The sequence below is a fragment of the Microbacterium sp. NPDC055665 genome, from assembly GCF_053618035.1.
Genome location: NZ_JBSHGY010000011.1, coordinates 71,362 through 92,668, shown reverse-complemented (window position 1 = coordinate 92,668; position 21,307 = coordinate 71,362). Strand labels below are relative to the sequence as shown.

General features: G+C 64.6%; 20 protein-coding genes, 1 tRNA gene and 1 pseudogene. 16 read left to right on the top strand and 6 right to left on the bottom strand.

Going from position 1 to position 21,307, the window contains the following annotated elements; genetic code table 11:
• Positions 1–105: 105 nt before the first annotated feature.
• Positions 106–178, bottom strand: a tRNA-Ala gene (locus ACWGO6_RS17235).
• Positions 179–515: 337 nt separating this feature from the next.
• A complete protein-coding gene (locus ACWGO6_RS17230) occupies positions 516–950 on the bottom strand; it encodes a hypothetical protein (protein ID WP_452327425.1) in 435 nt (144 codons plus the stop codon).
• Between the two features lie 137 nt (positions 951–1,087).
• Between ACWGO6_RS17230 and ACWGO6_RS17225 the strand changes: the two genes are divergently transcribed.
• Positions 1,088–1,582 carry a hypothetical protein gene (locus ACWGO6_RS17225; protein ID WP_452327424.1) on the top strand — a complete coding sequence of 165 codons (495 nt, stop codon included), beginning with the start codon at positions 1,088–1,090 and terminating at the stop codon, positions 1,580–1,582.
• A gap of 85 nt (positions 1,583–1,667) precedes the next feature.
• Here the strand turns inward: ACWGO6_RS17225 and ACWGO6_RS17220 are convergent, their stop codons facing one another.
• Complete coding sequence (locus ACWGO6_RS17220) at positions 1,668–2,000, bottom strand: thermonuclease family protein (protein WP_452327423.1); 333 nt, start codon at positions 1,998–2,000, stop codon at positions 1,668–1,670.
• A 107-nt stretch (positions 2,001–2,107) separates the two neighbouring features.
• Between ACWGO6_RS17220 and ACWGO6_RS17215 the strand changes: the two are divergent.
• The 4 genes and pseudogenes from ACWGO6_RS17215 (at position 2,108) to ACWGO6_RS17200 (ending at position 4,035) form a co-directional block, all read left to right on the top strand.
• Positions 2,108–2,537 (top strand): annotated as a pseudogene (locus ACWGO6_RS17215) (LexA family protein).
• 16 nt (positions 2,538–2,553) lie between these two features.
• The gene (locus tag ACWGO6_RS17210; RefSeq protein WP_452327422.1) at positions 2,554–3,579 is read left to right on the top strand and encodes a Y-family DNA polymerase; all 1,026 of its coding nucleotides are present in this window, start codon (positions 2,554–2,556) and stop codon (positions 3,577–3,579) included.
• A gap of 32 nt (positions 3,580–3,611) precedes the next feature.
• A complete protein-coding gene (locus ACWGO6_RS17205; protein WP_452327421.1) occupies positions 3,612–3,815 on the top strand; it encodes a DUF4113 domain-containing protein in 204 nt (67 codons plus the stop codon).
• A gap of 73 nt (positions 3,816–3,888) precedes the next feature.
• Positions 3,889–4,035 carry a response regulator transcription factor gene (locus tag ACWGO6_RS17200; RefSeq protein WP_452327429.1) on the top strand — a complete coding sequence of 49 codons (147 nt, stop codon included), beginning with the start codon at positions 3,889–3,891 and terminating at the stop codon, positions 4,033–4,035.
• A 121-nt stretch (positions 4,036–4,156) separates the two neighbouring features.
• Here the strand turns inward: ACWGO6_RS17200 and ACWGO6_RS17195 are convergent, their stop codons facing one another.
• Positions 4,157–5,818: a GMC oxidoreductase gene (locus ACWGO6_RS17195; RefSeq protein WP_452327420.1), complete on the bottom strand. Its 1,662-nt coding sequence runs from the start codon at positions 5,816–5,818 to the stop codon at positions 4,157–4,159.
• A gap of 133 nt (positions 5,819–5,951) precedes the next feature.
• Between ACWGO6_RS17195 and ACWGO6_RS17190 the strand changes: the two genes are divergently transcribed.
• Together ACWGO6_RS17190 and ACWGO6_RS17185 are read left to right on the top strand one after the other, a co-directional pair.
• Complete coding sequence (locus ACWGO6_RS17190; RefSeq protein ID WP_452327419.1) at positions 5,952–6,122, top strand: hypothetical protein; 171 nt, start codon at positions 5,952–5,954, stop codon at positions 6,120–6,122.
• Positions 6,123–6,448: 326 nt separating this feature from the next.
• Positions 6,449–7,159 carry a PDZ domain-containing protein gene (locus tag ACWGO6_RS17185; protein WP_452327418.1) on the top strand — a complete coding sequence of 237 codons (711 nt, stop codon included), beginning with the start codon at positions 6,449–6,451 and terminating at the stop codon, positions 7,157–7,159.
• Positions 7,160–7,707: 548 nt separating this feature from the next.
• On the opposite strand, the gene ACWGO6_RS17180 is transcribed toward ACWGO6_RS17185, so the two are convergent.
• Positions 7,708–8,859 (bottom strand): ROK family protein, encoded by a 1,152-nt coding sequence (locus ACWGO6_RS17180; RefSeq protein ID WP_452327417.1) that lies wholly within the window; start codon positions 8,857–8,859, stop codon positions 7,708–7,710.
• 125 nt (positions 8,860–8,984) lie between these two features.
• Here ACWGO6_RS17180 and ACWGO6_RS17175 point away from each other — a divergent pair, with 125 nt between their 5' ends.
• From ACWGO6_RS17175 to ACWGO6_RS17135, 9 genes are all read left to right on the top strand, one after another.
• The gene (locus ACWGO6_RS17175; protein ID WP_452327416.1) at positions 8,985–10,367 is read left to right on the top strand and encodes an ABC transporter substrate-binding protein; all 1,383 of its coding nucleotides are present in this window, start codon (positions 8,985–8,987) and stop codon (positions 10,365–10,367) included.
• Positions 10,364–11,386, top strand: coding sequence for a carbohydrate ABC transporter permease (locus ACWGO6_RS17170; protein ID WP_452327415.1), 1,023 nt, complete (start codon positions 10,364–10,366; stop codon positions 11,384–11,386). The genes ACWGO6_RS17175 and ACWGO6_RS17170 overlap by 4 nt, the downstream gene beginning before the upstream one ends.
• Before the next feature lie 95 nt (positions 11,387–11,481).
• A complete protein-coding gene (locus ACWGO6_RS17165) occupies positions 11,482–12,297 on the top strand; it encodes a carbohydrate ABC transporter permease (RefSeq protein WP_452327428.1) in 816 nt (271 codons plus the stop codon).
• Positions 12,298–12,317: 20 nt separating this feature from the next.
• Positions 12,318–13,376, top strand: a complete 1,059-nt coding sequence (locus tag ACWGO6_RS17160; RefSeq protein WP_452327414.1) for a zinc-dependent alcohol dehydrogenase — start codon at positions 12,318–12,320, stop codon at positions 13,374–13,376.
• The gene (locus ACWGO6_RS17155) at positions 13,373–14,470 is read left to right on the top strand and encodes a Gfo/Idh/MocA family protein (RefSeq protein WP_452327413.1); all 1,098 of its coding nucleotides are present in this window, start codon (positions 13,373–13,375) and stop codon (positions 14,468–14,470) included. Before ACWGO6_RS17160 ends, ACWGO6_RS17155 begins: the two co-directional genes overlap by 4 nt.
• Positions 14,467–15,753, top strand: coding sequence for a glycoside hydrolase family 36 protein (locus ACWGO6_RS17150; RefSeq protein ID WP_452327412.1), 1,287 nt, complete (start codon positions 14,467–14,469; stop codon positions 15,751–15,753). The genes ACWGO6_RS17155 and ACWGO6_RS17150 overlap by 4 nt, the downstream gene beginning before the upstream one ends.
• Complete coding sequence (locus ACWGO6_RS17145) at positions 15,750–17,447, top strand: alpha-amylase family glycosyl hydrolase (RefSeq protein WP_452327411.1); 1,698 nt, start codon at positions 15,750–15,752, stop codon at positions 17,445–17,447. The genes ACWGO6_RS17150 and ACWGO6_RS17145 overlap by 4 nt, the downstream gene beginning before the upstream one ends.
• Positions 17,448–17,492: 45 nt before the next feature.
• Positions 17,493–18,617, top strand: a complete 1,125-nt coding sequence (locus ACWGO6_RS17140) for a glycerate kinase (RefSeq protein ID WP_452327410.1) — start codon at positions 17,493–17,495, stop codon at positions 18,615–18,617.
• Positions 18,618–18,711: 94 nt separating this feature from the next.
• The gene (locus ACWGO6_RS17135; protein WP_452327409.1) at positions 18,712–18,861 is read left to right on the top strand and encodes a hypothetical protein; all 150 of its coding nucleotides are present in this window, start codon (positions 18,712–18,714) and stop codon (positions 18,859–18,861) included.
• A 7-nt stretch (positions 18,862–18,868) separates the two neighbouring features.
• Here ACWGO6_RS17135 and ACWGO6_RS17130 read toward each other — a convergent pair whose 3' ends face one another.
• Positions 18,869–21,055: an ATP-binding protein gene (locus ACWGO6_RS17130; protein WP_452327408.1), complete on the bottom strand. Its 2,187-nt coding sequence runs from the start codon at positions 21,053–21,055 to the stop codon at positions 18,869–18,871.
• Between the last annotated feature and the right edge of the window lie 252 nt (positions 21,056–21,307).

The window sequence follows — 21,307 nt, the reverse complement described above, 5'->3', positions numbered from 1 at the left end:
GCGGCGAACTCGCCCTCCAAACATGCCTCTACGGCGAACACACCATGGCCTTCCTCGGCGCAAGCCCGATCACTACATAGCGACGCCCGTCAACAGAATTCGCTGTGGACCTGAGGGGAATCGAACCCCTGACCTCCTCGATGCGAACGACGCGCGCTACCAACTGCGCTACAGGCCCCAAAACCCAGAGCCGCCATCTCTCCAGCAGCCGGCCTTTCGGGAGGCCCCCAAGAAGCGAGGGGGACAACGCTTCCGGGGGCCCAAAAGGGGCCGGGAGGATTCTGGAACTCCCGACCCCTTGGGGAAGCGATCCGAGTTCGCTTCGCCAATTGAGACCTCGACCATGCCAAGCCATAACGAGTCTGGGCCCGCCCCGTCGGACCAGGCATCCCTGAGCGACACGGTCCCGCTTCCCGGCCGGTAATCCAGGTAAAAAGCAAGGCCACGCGACCCGCTCGCCTCCGCAATGCACCCGCCCTTGATAGCACCCGTTATCCAGTCAGGGTGACGACGCCTCACTCCTCCCGCGAGGTTGCGAGCAGCCGGACGGGACTTGATGCGAGCGGCGGCGCAAGGAGTCGGCGGACCCCACCGCGCGCGAGCATGAGCACGATGATCAGCAGGGTCACATGGAAGAATCCGCCGAGCTGGACGGCATCGCCGAAAACGAGATCTACCAGTTCGAGCACGAGGAACTTACTGCCGGGCATGATCAGCAAGAGCCCGACGGCTCCGATGATCCGCCGCGCCGCGGGTCCATCGGATCTGACGCGGGCCAGCGCTTTGCCTTTCACCCAGGCAACCGCCTCGAGCACCCCCTTGAGGAGAATCGACGTGAGCAGCGACAACAAGAAAGACTCGGAGATCACCGCGGGAAACAACTGACTGAACGTGCCGAGGACGACGAGATAGACGAGAACGTCGACAAGATCGACCGCATGAAGCCGCATGGTGCGAGTCTAGATTCGCCACCCATCTACGGCGGGCCGACCTCTCGAAGCAGCGCTCAGTCGACATCGACTGCAGCGCGACGTCGCAACCATGCGGATGCGCGGATGAATCGCCGAGAGTTGAGTACCCTCTCGATATGACAGCCACCATCGTGCGACCACTCCATGGCCGGATTGAGATTCGCGGGCTGCGGGCTCCTCGAGGAGACGAGCCGTCCAATCGCAGCATGTTCAAGACAGCCACAGGAAAGGCCATTCGCCCTACCTGGGTGGAAGCCCCCGAGGGCGCGCCGGGCTGGAAGGGATACTGGGCGATCTCTCGCGAGAACCTCACGGACGTCGCGGAGGCGATCGCGATCCGTGACGGCCAAGTCGAGATCGAAATGCACTACAGCACCACTGAACAGTGTGATCGCCGATGCCGTTCGGCCGAAGGCGACGAGTGCACGTGCTCCTGCGAAGGCAAGTACCACGGCAACAACCACCACTCATCGTGGATCGAAGTGGGCGACACGACCCTTGTACGAAGCGCGGGCAGCAAGGTCGTCACACGCACTCTGACCCGACGCCAAGCGAAAAGGGACAAGGAAGCGCGCTTGGACGAGTGGATTCGTCAGCTGCGCGATAGCTGACGGCTGCCCCAACCGCTGGGGCTTCCGCCCAACCTGCCGAATCTCTTGACAGGACCTTGGCACCGGCCTCTGGTGGGCTGGCTCGTCACGAGCAGGCCCACCAGAGGCCGGCGCGCATGTCTGCGGCTGCCTGTTCGGCGTCCCGGTGCGCCTGCTGATCCCGGTAGGCGGTGTCGTATGTGTATTCGTAACCGGCGCCGGCGACGAGCGCCATTTCGGCCGCGCTCTGCCCGTCGACGTACACGTACCGCAGGAGCCGTCCGTACTTATCGACGTCGCCCTGCGTGGGGTCTCCGACCAGTTCCACCTGGTGCCCGTACACCAGCTCATCGAGGAATGCGTGCGCTTCGTCGGCGTAGCATTCGCTCGCCTCTCCCCCGCGCCCGATCTCCGGGGTATCGATTCCGATCAGTCGCACACGCGTGGTCCCTTCGTCCAGGGCGACGTCGATGGTGTCACCGTCGACGACCGCGACAACTCCGACCGTCTTGACTATCGTCTATGTGTTCTGCCTTGGAGGTCTGGATGTTCGCGATCGCGCCGCGGCTGCTGGATGCCGCGTCGGTGGCGTCGCTGCGGGCGGCGCCGATCGCGGTGGCGTGCGGGTTCCCTTCTCCCGCGCAGGACTACTACGACGGCCCGATCGACCTGACAGACATGCTCGTCGACGACCAGGCGGCGACGTTCATCGTCCGTGCGTCGGGGCATTCGATGACCGGCGCTGGGATCAGCGACGGCGACGAGCTGCTGGTCGACCGCTCCAAACGGGCCCAGCACGGGGGATATCGTGGTCGCGGTCCTCGACGGTGAGCTCACCGTGAAGCGCTTGGAGCTCTCCCCCGCCGGCGTGGTGCTGCGCTCGGAGAATACCGAGCATCCGGACATCGTGGTGGCGGAGTTGAGCGACCTGCAGGTGTGGGGCGTGGCCACGTACTGCATCCATCACCTGCGGTAGCGGGATGCTCGCGCACGTGGACGTCAACTCCGCTTACGCCTCTTTCGAACGGGTCTTCAACCCGCGTCTCGCCGGGGTGCCGCTGGTGGTGTTGAGCAACAACGACGGCATGGTGGTCGCTGCCTCGAAGGAGGCGAAAGCGCTCGGCCTGGATCTCGGCAAGCCCTGGTTCGAGCTGCGCCCGCACGCGAAGCACATGGGCGTCGAAGCGGTGTCGTCGAACTACGAGCTGTATGGGGACATGTCCCGGCGGGTGATGGACGTCCTGGAGCGGTTCACGCATGAGCTGGACGTGTACTCGATCGATGAAGCGTTCCTCACCATCGACCGGCGCACCGCGGCCGACATCGACACCATGCAGGCCCTAGGCCGAGACATCAAAGACACCCTGCAACGTCTACTCGGCGTGCCGGTGTGTGTGGGGATCGCGCCGACCAGGACGCTCGCGAAGCTCGCGAACAGGACAGCAAAGAAGGTCCCCGTCTTTGATGGGGTATGCGTGTGGCCGGCGACCCGGCCGGAGTGGCGGCAGCGGCTCATGGAGGCTCTGCCGGTATCGGAGGTGTGGGGCATCGCCGACCGGTTGGAGCGGGGCCTGAACGGGTACGGGGTGCGGTCGATCTGGGATCTCGCGATCGCGGATCCCGTGCAGGTGCGGAAGTGGTTCAACGTCGTCGTCATGCGCACCGCACTCGAGCTGCGCGGCGTCGCCTGCATCGGCCCGGAAGAAGACCGCACCGGGAAGAAGGACCAGCTCATCGTGTCCCGGTCGTTCTCAGAGAAGGTGACCACCGTGGCGGGTATCCGGCAGGCACTGTCGGTGTACGCACAGCAGGCAGCCGCGCGCCTGGTCAAGCACTCCCAGGTCGCGCGCCGCGTCGATGTGTTCGCCGGCACCAGCCACTGGACCGAGCATAAGCACTACCCGTCCGCGCGGGTGCGGCTCCCATTCCCCACTGCGGATCCCGTGGAGCTCACCCGCGCCGCCCACGAGCTGCTCCCCAGATTCAGGACGGCGCCCGGTACGCCCGCGCTGGCCTGATGCTCACCGACCTTCTGCCCGCCGGCGTACACATGCCCCTCGAACCATTCCGACAACCACACGAGGACGCCGGAATCGTCGCACTTGTCGACGGCGTGCAGAAGAAGGCCGGGAAAGACGCCCTCGGCCTCGGATACGGCGGGTTCCGTCCTGGTCCGTTCTGGCAGATGAAACGCGGCATGCTCACACCCCGCGCGACCACCCACTGGGACGAGCTCGCTCTCGTCCGGGCGTAGGCCGATGCGCTGATGGGTAGGAGGGAAACCGTGACGTTCTGTTTCCCAATGTCAGCTGTGCTGGTGACGGGGGCTGCCGGGATTCAGCGCCCGGGAGATCGCCGAGCATCTCGTCATTTCCGGGCGCGCGGCCGAAGGCCACGTGAACAGGATCCTCGTGAAGCTGGGGTTGGCTTCTCGGACGCAGCTTGCCGATTGGGTTCACCGCCAGGGCGACTAGGTGCTTCAAGCACCACACGCGCGGGAGAATGCAATCCGATCCCGGGACGAGTGACCCCTCCAGTCCCCGGCCTTACGTATCGACCTTCGCGCCTCCGAGTGGTGTTGGGCCGCGTTCGACATCACGCATGTTTCAGGATGGCGTCCATAGCCCGTTCTGCGAGGGCGACGATCGTTAGTGACGGATTCACTGTTCCGGTGCTGCCGGGTATAGCGGCGCCGTCGATGACGTACAGCCCCTCGTATCCATGCACCTGTCCGTGCAGGTCCACTGTCTCTCCGAGGACAGCACCGCCGAGGGGGTGGGCGGTGAACGATGCGTTTACATCTTGTGCGATCCCTGGCACTCCGCCACGGACGCGGTTTGCGCGGGCGATCTTGTCGTGGACAGCCCGGAGCGCGGCTACAGCGCGATCGTTTCCGTCCGAGGGCCAGTCCAGGATGACACGCTCGGATTCTGGGTCGTAGCGGAAGCTGGCGCGGGTTGAGTCCAGCGCCATGCCGAGCGAGCCGATCAGCCCGATGTTGAGAGGCAGGCCGGGCACGTACCAGTTCTCCAGCGTGACAGGCATGTCTGTCTCATCTAGGATCCGAGATGCCGACGGTGAAGCTTGTGTAAGGCCCTCGGAGAGCGAGCAGCTGCGCACGAGAGCGGCGTCTCCGTTTGATCCCCACCCTTGCCCGACAGTGGAGCTGAGGTGAGGGAGCGTATTCATGGCCTTTGCCTTCACTAGCAATTCCGATGTTCCGATCGACCCGGCGCCAAGGAACAGTCGATCGCACGTAAGTCTCCGTGTTTGTCGCACCGCCCCCGTGGGGTCGATGACGCGCACGTCGACCCAGTAGCGTCCAGAGTCCTCACGGCCGATGGCGTCCACGACGTGTCCGTGATGAAGCGATACGTGCCCGGTGTCCATCGCTCGTGGGAGGTAGTTCTGTGTCAGGTCGTATTTGGCCGCATTGGCGTTGCCGTGGTTACTCTCCCCCACGATTGCCGATGCGCGTGACTTGCCCTTCAGCTCCGCGCGCACCACGTCCCAGTCGAAAATCGAGTCGATCTGATGCGGCTCGTAGCCCGCGGCGCGGGCTTGTTCGTCCCATACCCGCGAGTGACCGAATGGCTTCGACTGGTAGACGTCGTCTGGCATTGGCGAGGCATTGAGCATCGCTCGCGCCCGCGGGTAGTAGATCTCATGCATTTCGCCGAAGTCGACCGTTTCGTCGAACACGGCTCGGAAGAACCGCTCCTCCGGCTCAAGCAGCACCCCCGTGAAGACGACCGATCCCCCGCCGACCGCAGCTCCCCGCCATACCTGAATGTGGTCGTAGTCGGTGGCGTCAAGGACCCCACCAAACTTGGGCGTGATCGCTGGCACACCCGAGACTCCTGTGAACTTTCGCCGATGCCAAAAGGCTCGACCGTCCGGGACCGCGTCGCCTGAGAAGATCGCTCGCCTAGGGTCCCTTGGCCACGGCAGACCCCGCTCGAGCATTCCCGTGCGGACTCCCGCTTCCCCCAACCTGAGCGCGGCAACCGCGGCACCGAATCCTGAGCCAATCACCAGCGCCGGCGTGTGCGCAGGAGCCGCCGCAGGTGGCGCGAACACTTCCGGAACGAGCAAGCGATACTTCGTCGCTGCGAGTTTATCGACAAGCCGCGAATCACCATCCGGAAGCGGATCCGCCCGCGCCGGTTGCGCGGCAACGAGGTCACTCGCCGTCGTGGCGGCGGCGGCGGCACCGATTGCAGCCGCGGTCAACAGGTTCCTTCGAGAGAGTTTCATCGTTGATCCAATCAGGATGGGCAGAATTGGGCTGCGCCAGGCGCGGTCCCCACCCAGCAAGACCGGCGCGACCCCGTTCTCTAACGCCGCTGGGCCGTGAGGTCGAGATCGTATGAGCTGGACGCCTGCCCGGATGCCTACTCCTGTGCTTCGCAGGGAAGGACTGACCGGGGAGAACATGAACCCGATCATCGTCGGAGGCGGTGTTCTCCTCGCCCTCGCGATACTGGCCATATGGGAGCGCCGCTGGATCCATGACTTCGTTGCCAGCGAGAATCCTGGTGCCTTCGTGCGCGACTCGTGACCATTTTCCCTGGGATGGTCAGTAGTCTTCATCGTCGGCATGGCGGCGTTGAGCGCACTTCTCCTCTGGGCCGCCTTCGCCCCCCCCCAATTCAATAGTCATAGACGGCATCATCGATCCTGCAAAGCGTGCCCGGAACATGGGCACGTTGCTCCGCCACGTCGCGCCCGGTCGCCGGTGATGGTGGGGTCGATCCAGTGGAGCCCGAGGTCTTCGGGAGGAGGACGGGGTTTCGATCGAGGGTCCCATCGCCCCCCGCCTCGCCCAAAGCATGGCGGGTCTGCCGCGGGGTAGCGGGACGCTAACCTGACCCCAGGCGGCTTAAAATGTCCCAGCAGCTCGACGCAGATTCATCAGACCGCGCCGCGGAAACGCACGACGCTGCACCCGCGGCACATTCCGACGCTGGCTCGGAATTCTCGGAAGAACGGGATTCAGGAAAGCGTCCCCTCCCCCGATGGATGCTCATATCCGGGGCGGGTTCTATTGGGCGAAGTGGCGCCTGTGCCGAGCGACGACGGCAGGAACGCTATTCTCGTCGGCGCGATCTAGACCGATGCGTCCATCAACCCGGACAACTCCGGCGGCGTGCTTGTCGACTGTCGCGGAAGGCTCGTCGGAGTGAACACCGCCATTTCGTCCGTCCCGGGATCTGGAGGCCAGAACAGCACCGGCAGTGTTGGCGTCGGATTCGCGATCCCGCAGGCAGTCGCTATCCCTCTTGCCCACCAACTCATCGAGCACGGAAGGGTCACTTATCCGAACATCGGTGCCGACCTCATCCCCATCCCCACGCAGCGGCCGCACACTTCGGTGTCGACAAGGGCCTCTTCGTGCAAAGCACTACCATCGGCGGACCGGCGGAGGCGGCGGGGATCCGCCCGGGAGACTTCATCAAGAGGATCAATGGTCGGGAGACAGCCACCCTCGACGTCCTCACCCCTATGCGGCTCACGAGCAAGGCAGGCGATGTGATCACGATCGATTACTCCCGTAATGGCCGAGACCACACGGCAGAGGTGACATTGGTCGACTGAGAAACAGTCAAAGCGCGGCCCCGAGACTCAAAACAGGGGCGCTTACGGAATCGTCGCAAACCAGCACCGATCAGTGCCCCCGGCGCCTGTTCCGCGGTCGAGAGCGCGGACGCCGTGCGGATTCTCCCCGCAGTCTCGTCGTCGGCGTAGTAGTTCAAGCGCTTGGAGCCAGCCTCCTGGGCTCCGTCCGCGGCGACGGGTGCGGGAGCCGCTGCCGGCGCGACCATGGTCACATGGGCTGGGTCCTCAACCTCCCCGAGTTTCGTGCGCTACTCATTCGAGCTCGGGAAGTGCAGGACACTCTTGATCTCTGAGGCTGTGTCAACCACGACCCTCCCGCCGGGCTCGCTCAAACTGCCTCCATTCCGGATTAGCCGCCACACATTCGTCGCCAGACACTCACGAGCAACGGTCCGCACCACGCCCGCACACACGGAAGCCCTGGAGATCGGCGCTGCAACGGACTCCAGGCCGTCAGGGATCTGGACGTCTTCGGCGTCGATGGCGCTGAGGATGGCGGTCAACGGATTGATCTTGACGTCAGGGATTCACTTGCGGTTGAGCATGGCGTTTACAGCGGGAGCAGAGTATTCCCGTTCCACAACCATCGCGGCGAGTCCGACTGTCGTTGCCATCTCTCCGAGTGTCGATTGGCTGATGTTCAGGTGGCGTGTAGCGCGGGGAAGCGACCGGGGGTAGAGCGTCTCGCGCACTCCGGCGAGCAAGGGCGGTGATGCCAGCATCCCGCCGAGCACAACATCCGACGGGTTCAGGAGAGAAACGATGGTCGCGACAACCTCACCGATCACGCGGCCAGCGTCCTGTGTGAGACGGGCAGCATCGGGGTCCCCGCTGGCGAGGTAGGCGCCGACGTCGGAGGCCGATGTGGCGGGCTTTCCAAGTTCAGTAAGCGCCCGGGCAACGGCCCGTCCCGATGCGGCGGCGGCGAGGCATCCGCGCGCGCCGCATCGGCAGAGCTGGTCTGTGTGTCCGGCGATCTTTACGTGGCCGATGTCTCCGACTCCTCCGTCTGTGCCTCGGTATGCCTTGCCCCCGAGGACGATGCCGGCGCCAATACCCGACGACACTTTGAGGAAGCACAGGGATCGAGAGGCTGGGTGGGCGGCACGCTGCTCGCCGAGAGCTGCGGCGTCGGCGTCGTTGGAGACGAGAACGGGGACGCCGATCGCGGCGCCGAGGCGGTCCGGAATCGGGTAGGCGTCCCACCCGGGCATCATCGGCGGCTGGCTGGGACGCTCGGTGTCGGGGTCGACAGGCCCCGGAATGCTGAGGGCGATCGCTGCGACTCGGTCACGCGCAATGCTGACGCGGGCTAGAAGGCTCTTCGCTTGTTCGGCGATCGCCTCGAGGGCGAAGTCGGGGCCGTCTACCACGGCGACCTTTACCCGTTCCTCCGCAACAACCACTCCGGCGAGGTTCGTGAGGGCGACAGTCGTGTGGGTGGTATCAACGTTCGCAGTAATGATGTGCGCGTGGGCGTCATTGACCTCCAGTCGTCGCGAGGGACGACCGGCCGAAACTCTCGCGGAGCCCGATTCGACGATGAGGCCAGCCTCGAGTAGGGCGTCGATACGAGTCGCGACCGTCATGCGGGACATCCCCGTGATTTCGAGGACGTCTCCGCGCGTGAGGGCACGACGTTCCCTGATCAGATCAAGCACTTCGCCAGGACCGGACATCCGCACCTCCATGTGTTGAGCAACAGCATAATGCTTGACAACTAGACGAGTTATGTCTAGTTTTTAGTCTTAATAGAAACAGGCCGAACGGCAACCCCTGCAACTTCAGCGCAAGGAGGCGCATCGTGAAAATCCGTGCAACAGCAGCAATGGCCATGTTTTCTCTGACGGCTTTGACCCTTACCGGGTGCACGAGCGCGGGCGGCGATGATGGTGAAACTGGCATCACGTTCTGGCTTCAGGAAGATCTGCCCGACCGTGTAGCGGCGACGCAGAAGATCGTCGAAGACTTCACCGAGAAGACTGGCACTCCGGTCGAGCTCGTCGCGGTCGCCGAGGATCAGTTTGCCCAACTCATCACTTCATCCGCTGCGGCAGGCGATTTGCCAGACGTCGTTGGCGGCATCTCGCTCCCTCAGGTGCGAACGCTGTCGGCGAACGAGTTCGTCGACACTGACGCAGTCGGTGCCACCATCGAGGCGCTGGACCCATCCACCTTCACCGAGAACGCACTGACGCTCACCTCCGACGGTGACGCGCACCTTGCCGTGCCGAGTGAATCGTGGACGCAGATGCTCTTCTACCGCACCGATCTGTTCGAGGCGGCCGGTCTAGACTCCCCCGACTCCTACGAGTCGATCCTCAAGGCAGCAAAGACGCTGGACTCGCGGGACGTCGCCGGATTCGTCGGCGCCACGGCCCCCGGCGACGCGTTCACAGAGCAGACGTTTGAGCAGATCGGTCTTGGCAACGGTTGCGAACTCGTGGGCAACGATGGCGACGTCAAGCTCGCTTCAGATGCGTGCGTCAGCGCGTTTGAATTCTATGGCGACCTCACCGCGAACTACTCGGTGCCCGGTGCTCAGGATGTCGACACGACGCGTGCGACCTACTTCGCCGGCGACGCGGCGATGTTCATCTGGTCGAGCTTCGTCCTCGACGAACTCGCCGGCCTGCGCGAAGATGCGAAGCCTTCGTGTCCCGAGTGCGTGGCTGACCCGGCCTTTCTCGCCAAGAACACGGGTGTCGTGACCTCCATCGCTGGTCCTGACGCCGACGAACCAGCCCAGTTTGGCGAGATCACCTCGTGGACCATCACCGAAGGCGCGAACACGGAGGCGTCGCAGGCATTCATCGAGTACATGATGAGCGACGGCTACGAACCGTGGATCGGAATCGCCCCCGAGGGCAAGGTTCCGGTGCGCACGGGTACGCCCGAGGAGCCCACGCGTTACTCCGATCTGTGGGCAACGCTGCCGGCCGGGGTCGACACGAAGGCCCCGCTTTCGGACTTCTACGCTCCCGAAGTACTCCAGGCCGTTGCAGCAGGACCTGGCAACCTTGCCCGCTGGGGCATCACGCAGGGCCAGGGATTGTTGATGGGTGCACTGCAGGGAGAATTGCCTGTGGCCACCGCGGTAAGCGACGTCGCCCAAGGTGGCGACCCGGCGGAGGCCGCATCCACCGCAGCCGAGGCTGTGCGTTCGATCGGTGAGTCGCTGAAGTGAGCATCTTCACCGAGGGTTCTGGTGTAGGGACTGCCGGCCCCAGTACCACGCTGAAGGAGCCGGAGGTCCGGACTCGTCTGCGGCGTGGGTCGCGACACGGCCGAGAGGAGAACCGCGCCGGTCTTCTCCTTATCTCCCCGACGCTTATCACCATCGTCGTGGCTGTCGTTCTGCCGATTATCTGGGCGATCTCGCTCGCCTTCCAGGACGTCCGGCTCATCAACATCCGCGGCACGGGGATCATCGGCGACTACACGCTGGACAACTTCGTTGACGTGCTCACTTCCCCCGGATTCCTCAGCGCACTGTGGACGACAGTCGTCTACTCCGTGTGTGGTACGGCCCTCGCGATCAGCATCGGCCTGGTTGCGGCACTCGCTCTACGAAAGCCCTTCCGCGGTCGCGGCCTTGTCCGCGCCTCCCTCCTTCTCCCCTACGTAGCGCCCGTCGTAGCCGCAACCTTCGTGTGGTCGACCATGCTCAACCCGCAGTACGGCATCGTCAACTGGATCGGGCAGAACCTGCTCGGTTGGGAGGACCCGATCGCATTCCTCTCCGATCGCGCGGTCCCCGTCAGTATCTTCGGTTGGCAGATCGAAATTCCCATGGCACTCGTAACTGTCATTCTCTTCGAGGCGTGGCGTTCGTTTCCCTTCGCGTTCCTCTTCCTCACTGCGCGTCTTGAGGCCGTGCCGGCGGTGCTCGATGAGGCCGCTCGCGTCGACGGTGCAACCCTGTCGCAGCGCTTCCGGCACATCCTGCTGCCGCAGCTTCTGCCGACGATCGCCGTGCTGACGGTGCTCCGCTTCATCTGGACGTTCAACAACTTCGATGACATATACCTGCTCACGGGCGGAGGCGCCGGCACGGAGGTCGTCTCGGTGCGTGTGTTTAACCTCCTCATGGCGCGCGGCGATATCGGCGCGGCGGCGGCGCAGGCCCTCGTCCTCGCGGCCATCCTCGCGATCCTCGTTGGCGTCTACCTCAAGTTCTTCGGACGCCAGGAGGAGCAAGCATGAGCGCGACGACAGACATAGCTCGGGTTACGCGACCGCGACGCGGGTTCGATCGCGACCGATTCGAAAATCGGCTGTTCCGTATCCTGCGCCCGGTGATGATCGTGCTACTGCTGCTCGTCGCCGTTGTCCCGTTCTACTACATGGTGCTGCTGAGCTTTCGTTCGCTTGATTCGCTGCTACAGAACCCCGGAGCCCTGTGGATTTCCCTTGAGGAGCTCGACCTGTCGACCTACCTCAAGGTGCTTGTGCCTGTGGACGCCGGCGGGCAGGGTTTCGTCGTGTTCATGCGCAACTCGCTGCTTGTGGCGCTGGCGACCGTGGCGCTGACCTTGCTTGTGTCGATCCCCGGTTCATATGCGGTCAGCCGTCTGCGATTCTTCGGTCGCCGACAGGTCTCGGGGCTGTTCCTCGCTGTGTACTTCTTCCCGGCGATCCTGCTCGCAGTCCCCTTGTTCGTGTTCTTCAGCCAGATCGGCCTCCGCGGTTCCCTCTTTGGACTGCTGCTTGTATACGTGTCACAGGTCGCCGCCGTGTCGATCTATACGCTTCGCAACTACTTCGCGACGATCCCTGTCTCGCTCGAAGAGGCTGCGTCCCTCGACGGGGCGAATCGGTTCCAGATCATGACCAAAGTCAGCATTCCGTTGGCGATGCCCGCGATCGTGTCGAACGGATTGTTCATCTTCATGATCGCGTGGAATGAGTTCCTGTTCGCGCTGCTGTTCCTGGTTGAGAAGCGCGACTCCTGGACGGTGTCTCTTGGCCTCTCGCAGCTCTCCGGAAGTATCGAGGTTCCGACCACCGTACTCATGGCCGGATCCGTCATCCTCACCCTCCCCATCATCGCGCTCTTCTTCGCCTCGGAGCGGCTCCTCGTCGGGGGCCTCACCGCTGGGGCGGAAAAGGGCTGACCCCTGGAAGGAGGCACATCGTGCCTAACGTCGTGCAGTTCTCTGCCGTCCGCGAAGTCGAGCTGGTAGAAATCGAGGCGCAGCCCCTGACGTCGGGAAGCGTCCGCATCGCCACTTGGTACTCGGGCATCTCGGCCGGTACAGAGCTGACCGCATACCGAGGCACGAACCCTTACCTCACCTCAACATGGGATGCCGAACGCCGCCTCTTCGTCCCCGGCGAGCCCACCTTCGGCTACCCGTTCAGCGGATGGGGATACTCCGAAGTGGGCCAAGTCACCGAGGTCGCCGACGATGTGACCGGCGTGCAGCCCGGCGAGGTCGTGCACGGCATCTGGGGACACCGCAGCGACGCCGTCGTCCCGGCTGACCAGATCGCCGGGAGAGTTGTCCCGGAGGGTGCCGACCCCTTGCTCGGTACTTTCGCCCGTGTGGGTGCGATCGCTCTGAACGGTGTGCTCGCCGCCGACGTGCGCCTCGGTGAGCACGTCGCCGTGTTTGGCCAGGGGGTCATCGGCCTCCTCGCTACGAAGTTGGCTACCCTCGCTGGCGGACGTGTCACCGCTGTCGACACGCTCGCCGCACGACTGGCGATGGCTGAGGCATTCGGTGCGGTGCACGCGGTCGATGCGCTGCGCCCCGGTGGCGCAGGCGAGCGGATCCGCGAGCTCACCGGGGGCGGTGCCGACAGTGCGATCGAGCTCTCCGGCACCGACCGGGCATTGCAGGAGGCGATCCGTTCCGTCGTCGTCGAGGGTCTCGTCGCGGCGTCCGGGTTCTACCAGGGGGGAGCCGCGAACCTGCGCCTCGGCGAGGAGTTCCACCACAACCGCGTGCGTATCGTCTCCAGTCAAATCTCCGGCGTTCCGGTGTCGCTCGGCGGACGCTGGAACCAGGCGCGTCTCGTGCGAACAGTGATGGGTCTTATCTTCGATGGCGTGGTCGATGCAGCCGCTCTCGTCTCCGACGTGATCCCGGCTGCCGACGTCGCTGCGGTCTTCGCACGGCTCGATGGAGGCGACTCCGAAATCTTGCAGGCCGTGCTCCGCTTTGATGCGGCACCGGAGCGCGTCCAGTGAGCACCGTCCCCAACTACCGCCCAGCGTTTCCCGATCGGCGCTTCGCCGTCGGCCTCATCGGTGCTGGGGGTATCGCCCGCACCGCTCACCTCCCGGCGTATCAAGAATGGAACGTGCCTGTCGTAGCCGTGGCCTCGCGCCGCGTTGACGACGCCGAGGCGCTTGCCGCGGACTTCGGTATCGCCTCCGTGCACGAATCGGTCGAGGCCCTGTTGGGCGATTCCCGGGTCGAAGTCGTTGATCTCGCCACCGGCCCATTCGGGCGCGTCGACCTCATCGCGGACGCCGTCACCGCCGGAAAGCACGTGCTCGCGCAGAAGCCGCTCATCAGCGACGCGACGGAACTGCCCCGGCTACGTGAGGTGCTCGCCGAAGCGGACGCGCGCGGTATCCGTGTGGCGGTGAACCAGAACGCGCGCTGGGCTCCGTCCTGGCGCCTCGCAACCCTGCTGGTTCGTGACGGGATGATCGGCGACGTAATCGGCGTCACCCATCTGCACGATAAACCGTTGCCGCCGTTGGCAGGCACTCCCTTCGATGACGTACCGCACATGCTGCTCAACGATTACCTCGTGCACTGGGTTGATATCAGCCGCTGCTGGCTCGAGGGTGCCCAGGTGATCGAGGTCGCAGCCTCCGACCACCGTGTGCCGGCCCAGCCCGACGACGCACGCAACCCCTGGGGTGCCGACCTACGCATCGCGACGTCGACGGGCGCGAGCGCATCGATCCGCATCGTCGGTAGCGCGCGGACACACGGGGGCGGCTGCCCCTTCTGGATCCACGGCACCGAGGGGACGCTGCGTGGCAGCATCCTGCTCGGTTCCGACCGACTAAGCCTCGACAGAGACGGCGCGACCACCGACTTCGTGCTCGAAGGACAGTGGTTCACGGATGGGTTCGGCGGTGCCATGGGCGAGCTGCAGTGCGCGATCGCCGAGGGACGTCAGCCCGAGAATGCGGCGGATCATGTCCTGGCGACCGTGCGGACCACCCTCGCAGCCGTCGAATCTGCCAGCCGCGGCGGCGCGGTCGTACACCCGCACGACCTGGAGTTTACGACAGCCCTGACCGGGCGGAGTGGAGCAGCGTGACCGTTCTTGATGAGATCCCGGTAGGCCCCGACGCCCGGGTGTACGCAGAAGGGTGGCAGAGCTGGAGCCCCACGACCTGGTACACACAGGACGACCGCCCGCCTCAGCCCGAGGAAGGCTGGCAGCATGCCATGCGCTTCCGACCCGGCGTAGAGGTCGCAACCAACGCGGTGCAGGGCGAGGGGCTACTTGTGGTCGATCCCGGCAACACCGAGCCTGTCCAAGTGTTCGCAACACTCGACGCATCGCGCGACGTTCCGACGTTGCGTGCCAGGTGGAAAAATGACCGGGTGATCGTCGAGTGTGACCAGCCCGACTCCGTCAGCACATGGTCGCATCAGGGCGATGGTGCTTCGGCGCTGGCCGCGTTCGGGCGGCGCTTCGCCGCCGCGGCCGGTGCACGCTCACTATCCCGCCCGCCGCGGGTATGGTGCACCTGGTACGAGTACTTCGAAGAGGTTCACGCTAGCGACGTGATCGAGAACCTCCAAGCGATCCAGGCGGAGGACCTCCCAATCGATGTCGTGCAAATCGACGACGGCTGGAGCCTCGGCACTGGGGAATGGACCGCCCTGAACCCCCGCTTTGGCTCGCTAGCAGAAACCGTCGCGGCTATTCGGGACAGCGGCCGACGGGCTGGCATCTGGGCAGCGCCGTTCTCGGTGGGCGCTTCTTCCGCGGTCGCTACCGCGCACCCCGACTGGATCGTCGGCCCCGCCGGCTACAACTGGGGCGACGACCTGCAGGGCCTCGACCTCACCCACCCCGGCGTGCGCGATTACCTCACACGGGTGTTCACCGACATCCGTGAGCTCGGCATCGACTACGTCAAACTCGACTTCCTATACTCGGGGGCCCTTCCCGGTGCGCGGTGGGAAACCGGCGCTACGCCAATCTCCGCGTATCGATCAGGGCTCGAGCTGATCCGCGAAGTTCTCGGTGAGGAGACGTACCTGCTCGGCTGCGGTGCACCGATCCTCCCCAGCGTCGGCCTCGTCGACGCCATGCGAGTGTCGGGCGACACCTTCCATGAGGGCGGGGAGGACGGATCGCAAGGGCTCCGCGGGCGAATGTCTCTCGAGTCGCGCGCCTGGCAGCATGGCTGCCTCTGGACCAATGACCCTGATTGCCTCGTGGCACGACCATCGTTCGTGTTGCGCGAAGAGTGGGCGCAGGTCGTGCTCGCCGCCCCCGGCATCCGCGGATTCTCTGACCGTATCTCCGGGCTCGACGATCGCGGTCGCCAGCTCGTGCGCCAGCTGCTCGAGCAGGTGCAGGCATGACTGCCGCGATCGCGCTCGAGCGCCGGCTCGCACCGCTCATCGCTGAACTGTACCCCGATGCTGCCGATGACGTGTTGCGTGCCCTGCTCGCTCTCGTCGAGACCTGGAAGCCGCGCCTCTCGCCAGCCGCACGCATGCGTCCCGACGAGGGCACCGCATACCTGATCACGTACGGTGACTCATTTCGCCGGGCAGGCGAGGCGCCGCTGCGCACGCTTGCCAGCGTGCTGCACGAGAACGTCGGTGACGTGCTCAGCGACGTGCACCTCCTTCCCATCTACCCGTGGACCTCAGACGACGGGTTCGGGGTCGTCGACCACCGCGAGGTGAACCCTGCGCTTGGCACCTGGGGCGACGTGGCCGCCCTGCGTGAACGGTACGGCCTGGCGCTCGACTTTGTCGCGAACCATCTCTCGAGCTCTTCGCCATGGTTCCGTGCCTGGCTAGCACAGGACGAGCGCTACGCCGGGTACTTCCTCGACCCTGGTGCCGACTTCGACGTCTCACGTGTCGTGCGACCGCGAGTGACTCCGCTCGTGCACGAGTACTCACGGCCTGACGGGGGGACGACGCGCGCCTGGACGACGTTCGGCGCCGATCAAGTCGACGTTGATCCGCGAACCCCCGCGGTGCTGCTCGACCTCACCGACGTCCTGCTCGGATACCTCGCTCAGGGTGCGACAACCGTGCGCCTCGATGCGATCGGGTATCTGTGGAAGCAGTCGGGCACATCGTGCATCCATCTGCCGCAGACCCATGCGATCGTTCGGATGTGGCGGGCGATCGTTGATGACCTAGCGCCGGGCACGCTGCTACTCACCGAGACCAATGTGCCGCACGCCGACAACATCACCTACTTCGGTAACGGTAGGGATGAGGCGAACATGGTCTACCAGTTCGCGCTGCCACCTCTCGTGCTGCACGCGTTCGTGACTGGCCGGGCGACCGTGCTTGCGGATTGGGCCCGTCAGGTGGGTCCAGTGAGCGAGACCGCGACCTGGTTCAATTTCCTTGCCAGTCACGACGGCATCGGCTTGCGTCCGACCGAGGGGCTCCTCAGCGACGATGACAGGGCGCTGCTCGTCGAACGCACGCTCGCACGCGGTGGCCGAGTGTCGATGGCGAAGCGCCCGGACGGCAGTGAGGGGGTGTACGAGTTGAACACCAACTACCTCGACGCCCTTGTCGACCCGACGGACTCCAGTCCCGATACCTCAGCAGTGACGCGAGGTCTCGCGGCACACGCGATCCTGCTCTCTGTCGTCGGGGTGCCAGCGATTTATCACCACTCGCTGTTCGGGTCGCAGCAGGACCATCGCGGGGCGGAAGAGAGCGGCATTGCCCGGCGCATCAACCGCGAGGTGCTCGACGCCGATCTCCTGGCCGAAGACCTCGCTACCCGCGGGCGCCGATCCGGGATGCTGGAAGGGCTGCGTAGGATGCTGGCGACGCGACGAAATGTCGCGGGGTTCTCACCCTTCGCAGCCCAGCAGGTCGAGAGATTGGACGAGCGTGTATTCGCGGTGAGACGTGCCGCCGGAACCGCCGACGAGGTGCTCGCCATAGTGAACGTCAGCTCCGAGGCGGTCGAGCTACCCTCCCTCTCTGGCCGCGATCTGCTGACAGGGACGTGGCACGATCGGCTCGTGCTCGCACCGTTCGGATATGCGTGGCTCGTAGCCGAGAGGGCCTGACGCTTTGGGCGTCGGCGCTCTCACGGGCAGGCTGGCACAGATTTCATGGTTGGCGGAGGAACGCGCGTGAAACGGGTTGTAATTGCACCGGACTCCTTTAAGGGCACAGCCAGCGCAGCGGAGGCCGCAGATGCATTGGCCGCCGGATGGCGAAGTGTCTGCCCCACCGACGAGCTCATCCTCAGGCCGATGGCCGACGGAGGAGAAGGCACGCTCGATGCGTTCGCTAAGGCGATACCGGGAGCGCGCCGGATACCGGTGCGCGTGCGAGGTCCACTCACAACGCCCGTCGACACGCACTGGGTATTGTTGCCCGACGGGACCGGGGTCATCGAACTCGCCGCATCCTCGGGTATCACGTTGCTTGACCCGCTCGCGCCGCTCGATGCGCACACTGCAGGATTCGGTGAAGCCATCACCGCCGCTCTCGACGCTGGCGCCTCACGGCTGCTACTCGGACTCGGCGGCTCATCGTCAACCGACGGGGGCGTCGGCGCCCTCACCGCTCTTGGCGGCCGGTTCACAGACGCCGCAGGCGAGCCGATCCCGCGCGGCGGCCGCGGACTCAGCCTCCTCCAGCACGTGGACCTCTCCCAACTCCGCCAACTGCCGATCGGGGGTGTCATCATCCTTGGCGACGTCACCAACCCGCTACTCGGCAGCTTTGGGGCGGCCACGGTCTTCGGTCCACAGAAGGGGGCGGATCTCCAGACCGTCGGAATCCTCGAAAACAACCTCGCCAGACTCGTGTCCGTAACGCCGGGCGCGGCACGCGAATCGGCGACGGCACCCGGTGCCGGCGCCGCGGGAGGCACCGGGTTTGGGATGCTTACATGGGGGGCGACCATGAGCGCGGGCGCCAGACTCGTGGCGGACGCTATCGGCCTCCACGAGACACTCGCCGGGACTGACCTCGTCATCACCGGGGAGGGAAGGTTCGATGGTCAGTCCGAAGCGGGCAAGGCGCCCACCGAGGTGGCCGCGATCGCACGCGCCGCCGGGATCCCCACTGCACTGGTAGCGGGAGCGATCACCAGCGTGCCGCACGGTTTCGAATCCACCGTATCTCTCACCCAGCTCGCTGGCGACGGGGCAACTGCGATGGCCGACCCGCTGCGCTGGCTCACTGTGGCCGGCGCGACTCTCGGGCATTTGACTATGGGGCGCTGACACCTGAGCATCCATTCCATACGACCAGACCTAGTAGCGGGGTACCGGTCGTATGGGCCGCAGGCCGGAACACCATTCCACCATCTTCGGGCTCATGGGCGACGACGTCCGCGATGACGATTCCGTCTGGCTGAATGCAGGAGTCGACTACGCGTATCGACGGGTGGATAAGTTATTTTCCATCCCGCAAGACGCCCTCACCGCCGAGCATCACCGTCAGATGATCCGGATCTCCGCACCATGATCCTTGATCAGTCTTCCGGTCTTGCGTCGCTTCCGTTGTCGCGTGTTCTCCATATCGCGATTTGGGTTCGGGAGGTGAGGGCGAGTTTGCTGAAGACGTGCTGCACGTGCCCGTGGACCGTGCGAACGGATAGCATGAGTTGCTTGGCGATCTCTCGGTCGCTGAGACCTTCGGCGACGAGGGCCGCGACCTCTTCCTCCCGCGCCGTGAGTGCACGCGACTTGGCACGTCTGTAAGGCGCTCCGATGACGGGTTCGCCAAGCGCCTGCGCAATGGCTTTTTCGAGTGTCAACCGGGCACCGGAGTCGAAGCGGAGTTTGTACTTTTCTTGGCCGAGGATCGCTCTTGCCTCTTGCTCGAAGATCTCGGCGTCTCGGTCGTCGATGCGGGGCGAGGCCATCCCGGAAGTTGGCCATGCGGATTGGGCGGCTCCAAGCAAATAGGCGCACCGCCCTGGAGCGCCGCCCCGGAGGCATATTCCAGCGAGGATTCGAATCGCGTGCCCGATACCGATCGCGTTACGAAGGCGCCGCTGCATCGCCAGAGCGCGACGAGTCAGGTCCGCCGCGGTGTCGAGTTCATCTCGGCGAAGCGCAGCGGCACCACTATTCAGTAGCAGCTCGCTTATCTCGTATTGCTCTCCCGTGACTTCTGCTTCAGTGAGGAGACGATTGCGTAGCGTTTCGGCTTCAGCAGTTCGTCCGAGCCGCTCAAGCGTCTGAGCCAGTTGGACCGCGGTCCCGCCTCTAGCCACTGCGACCGGGTTCCCGTCTTGAACAGCAAGCGCGCTTACGTAGAGGTCGACCGCGGTTTCGGCATCTGGCAGGAGCTGGGCGATCGCGCCATCGACATAGGAGAGGAGCAGGGCGTCACCTGACCGTTCGACCTCAAGGCGGAGGGCTGCCAGTTCCTTCAGCGCGGACTCTACGTCGCCGTTCCTCCCGTCCACGAGTGCGTAGAGACATAGAGCCATGGATCTGCTCGGGCTGGGCCCATGCCCAAGACTCAATGCGCGGCTAAGCCAGTCACGGAGTTCATTGGTTCTCCCGTCCGCCTGCCACACGAGCCGCCACCCGACTGACAGCAGGTCGAACAGCTCATCGGGATGTTCGTGATCCGTGAGTGAGAACTCGGCCGCCACACGTATGTTGGGTAACTCGTAACGAAAGTATTCGAGCCATTCGGCTTGTCGCGGACTGAGCCAATCCGCCTCGGCTTGCCTTAACCGGTGTACGTGCCAGTTCCGGTGGGCGCGCTGCGCGCTCTGCGATTCCATTGCTGTCAACTTCTCACGTCCGAAGCGTCGCATTGACGCGAGCAGCGAGTACCGTGTTGGCCCCCGCCCTTCAACGCGCTGAATGATCGACTTCTCGAGCAGAGCTTGATGGATATCGACTGAAGGGACGTCATAGGCCATGACGTGATCCAGCACGGCGGTGCCAGCCTCAAGATCCCACGACTCACCAAAAACGCTGAAGCACCGCCACGCGCCCTGTTCGTAGCGGTTACAAAGGTCGTAGCTCCACTCGATCGCTCCACGGAGTGACTGATGTCGAACGTCTCCGTGCCGTGAGCTTCGTGTGGCGACCTGGAGCGGATGACGTAGCTCGACGAGCAGTTGCTCAAGCGAGAGTACCGGGATACGGGCTGCCGCCAACTCAATAGCGAGCGGAAGACCATCCAATTGATCGCAGATCCGTGCGATCGTATCCAGGTCAGCGGGTGACACCGGTACGCGGACGAAAGGCTTCGCCCGGTCAATGAAGAGCTGCACTGCGCTGCACTGCGCGTGTTGGCTCTTGTCCGCGCAGTGGATAGCGAATGGGGCGACAAACAGCACGTGTTCCCACGGTATGCGAAGCTCCTCGCGACTGGTCGCGAGGAGCGAGATGCCGGAGCAACTCTGACGTAGAGCGGACGCAAACTCAGCAGCGAGCTCCACCAGGTGCTCACAGTTGTCCAACACGATGAGCATTTTCTTGTCGCTGAGGTGTGTCAGAAGAGCGGACCCTGTGTCGGCATTCGCGACATGCACCCCGACCGCGCTCGTGACCGCGTCCAGCAACTGGCGGCCGGTCGTGATACCAACCAAGTCCACGAAGACAACACCGTCACTGAACCTGCTGCCAACCCGACGTGCGACCCGGATAGCTATCCGGGTCTTTCCTACTCCAGCCGGCCCAACCAGGGTCACCAGAGCACTATTGAGCAGCGCTTGACTCACGTTCGCTAGTTCGCGGCGCCGACCAACGAAACTACTGACTTCGACGGGGAGCGCTCCCGTGCCTGTGGCGAGTATATGGGCGAACACAATGCCTCCCTGGCATTTCGCGCCCCAAACGCGCGCCAGCGACCACTGCTCCCCGCAGACGAGCAGATATTAGCACCTGGATGAGGGAAGAGCCAGCCTTCTTAATGCCTTGAGCGCCGGGAGTAGCCGCACAAC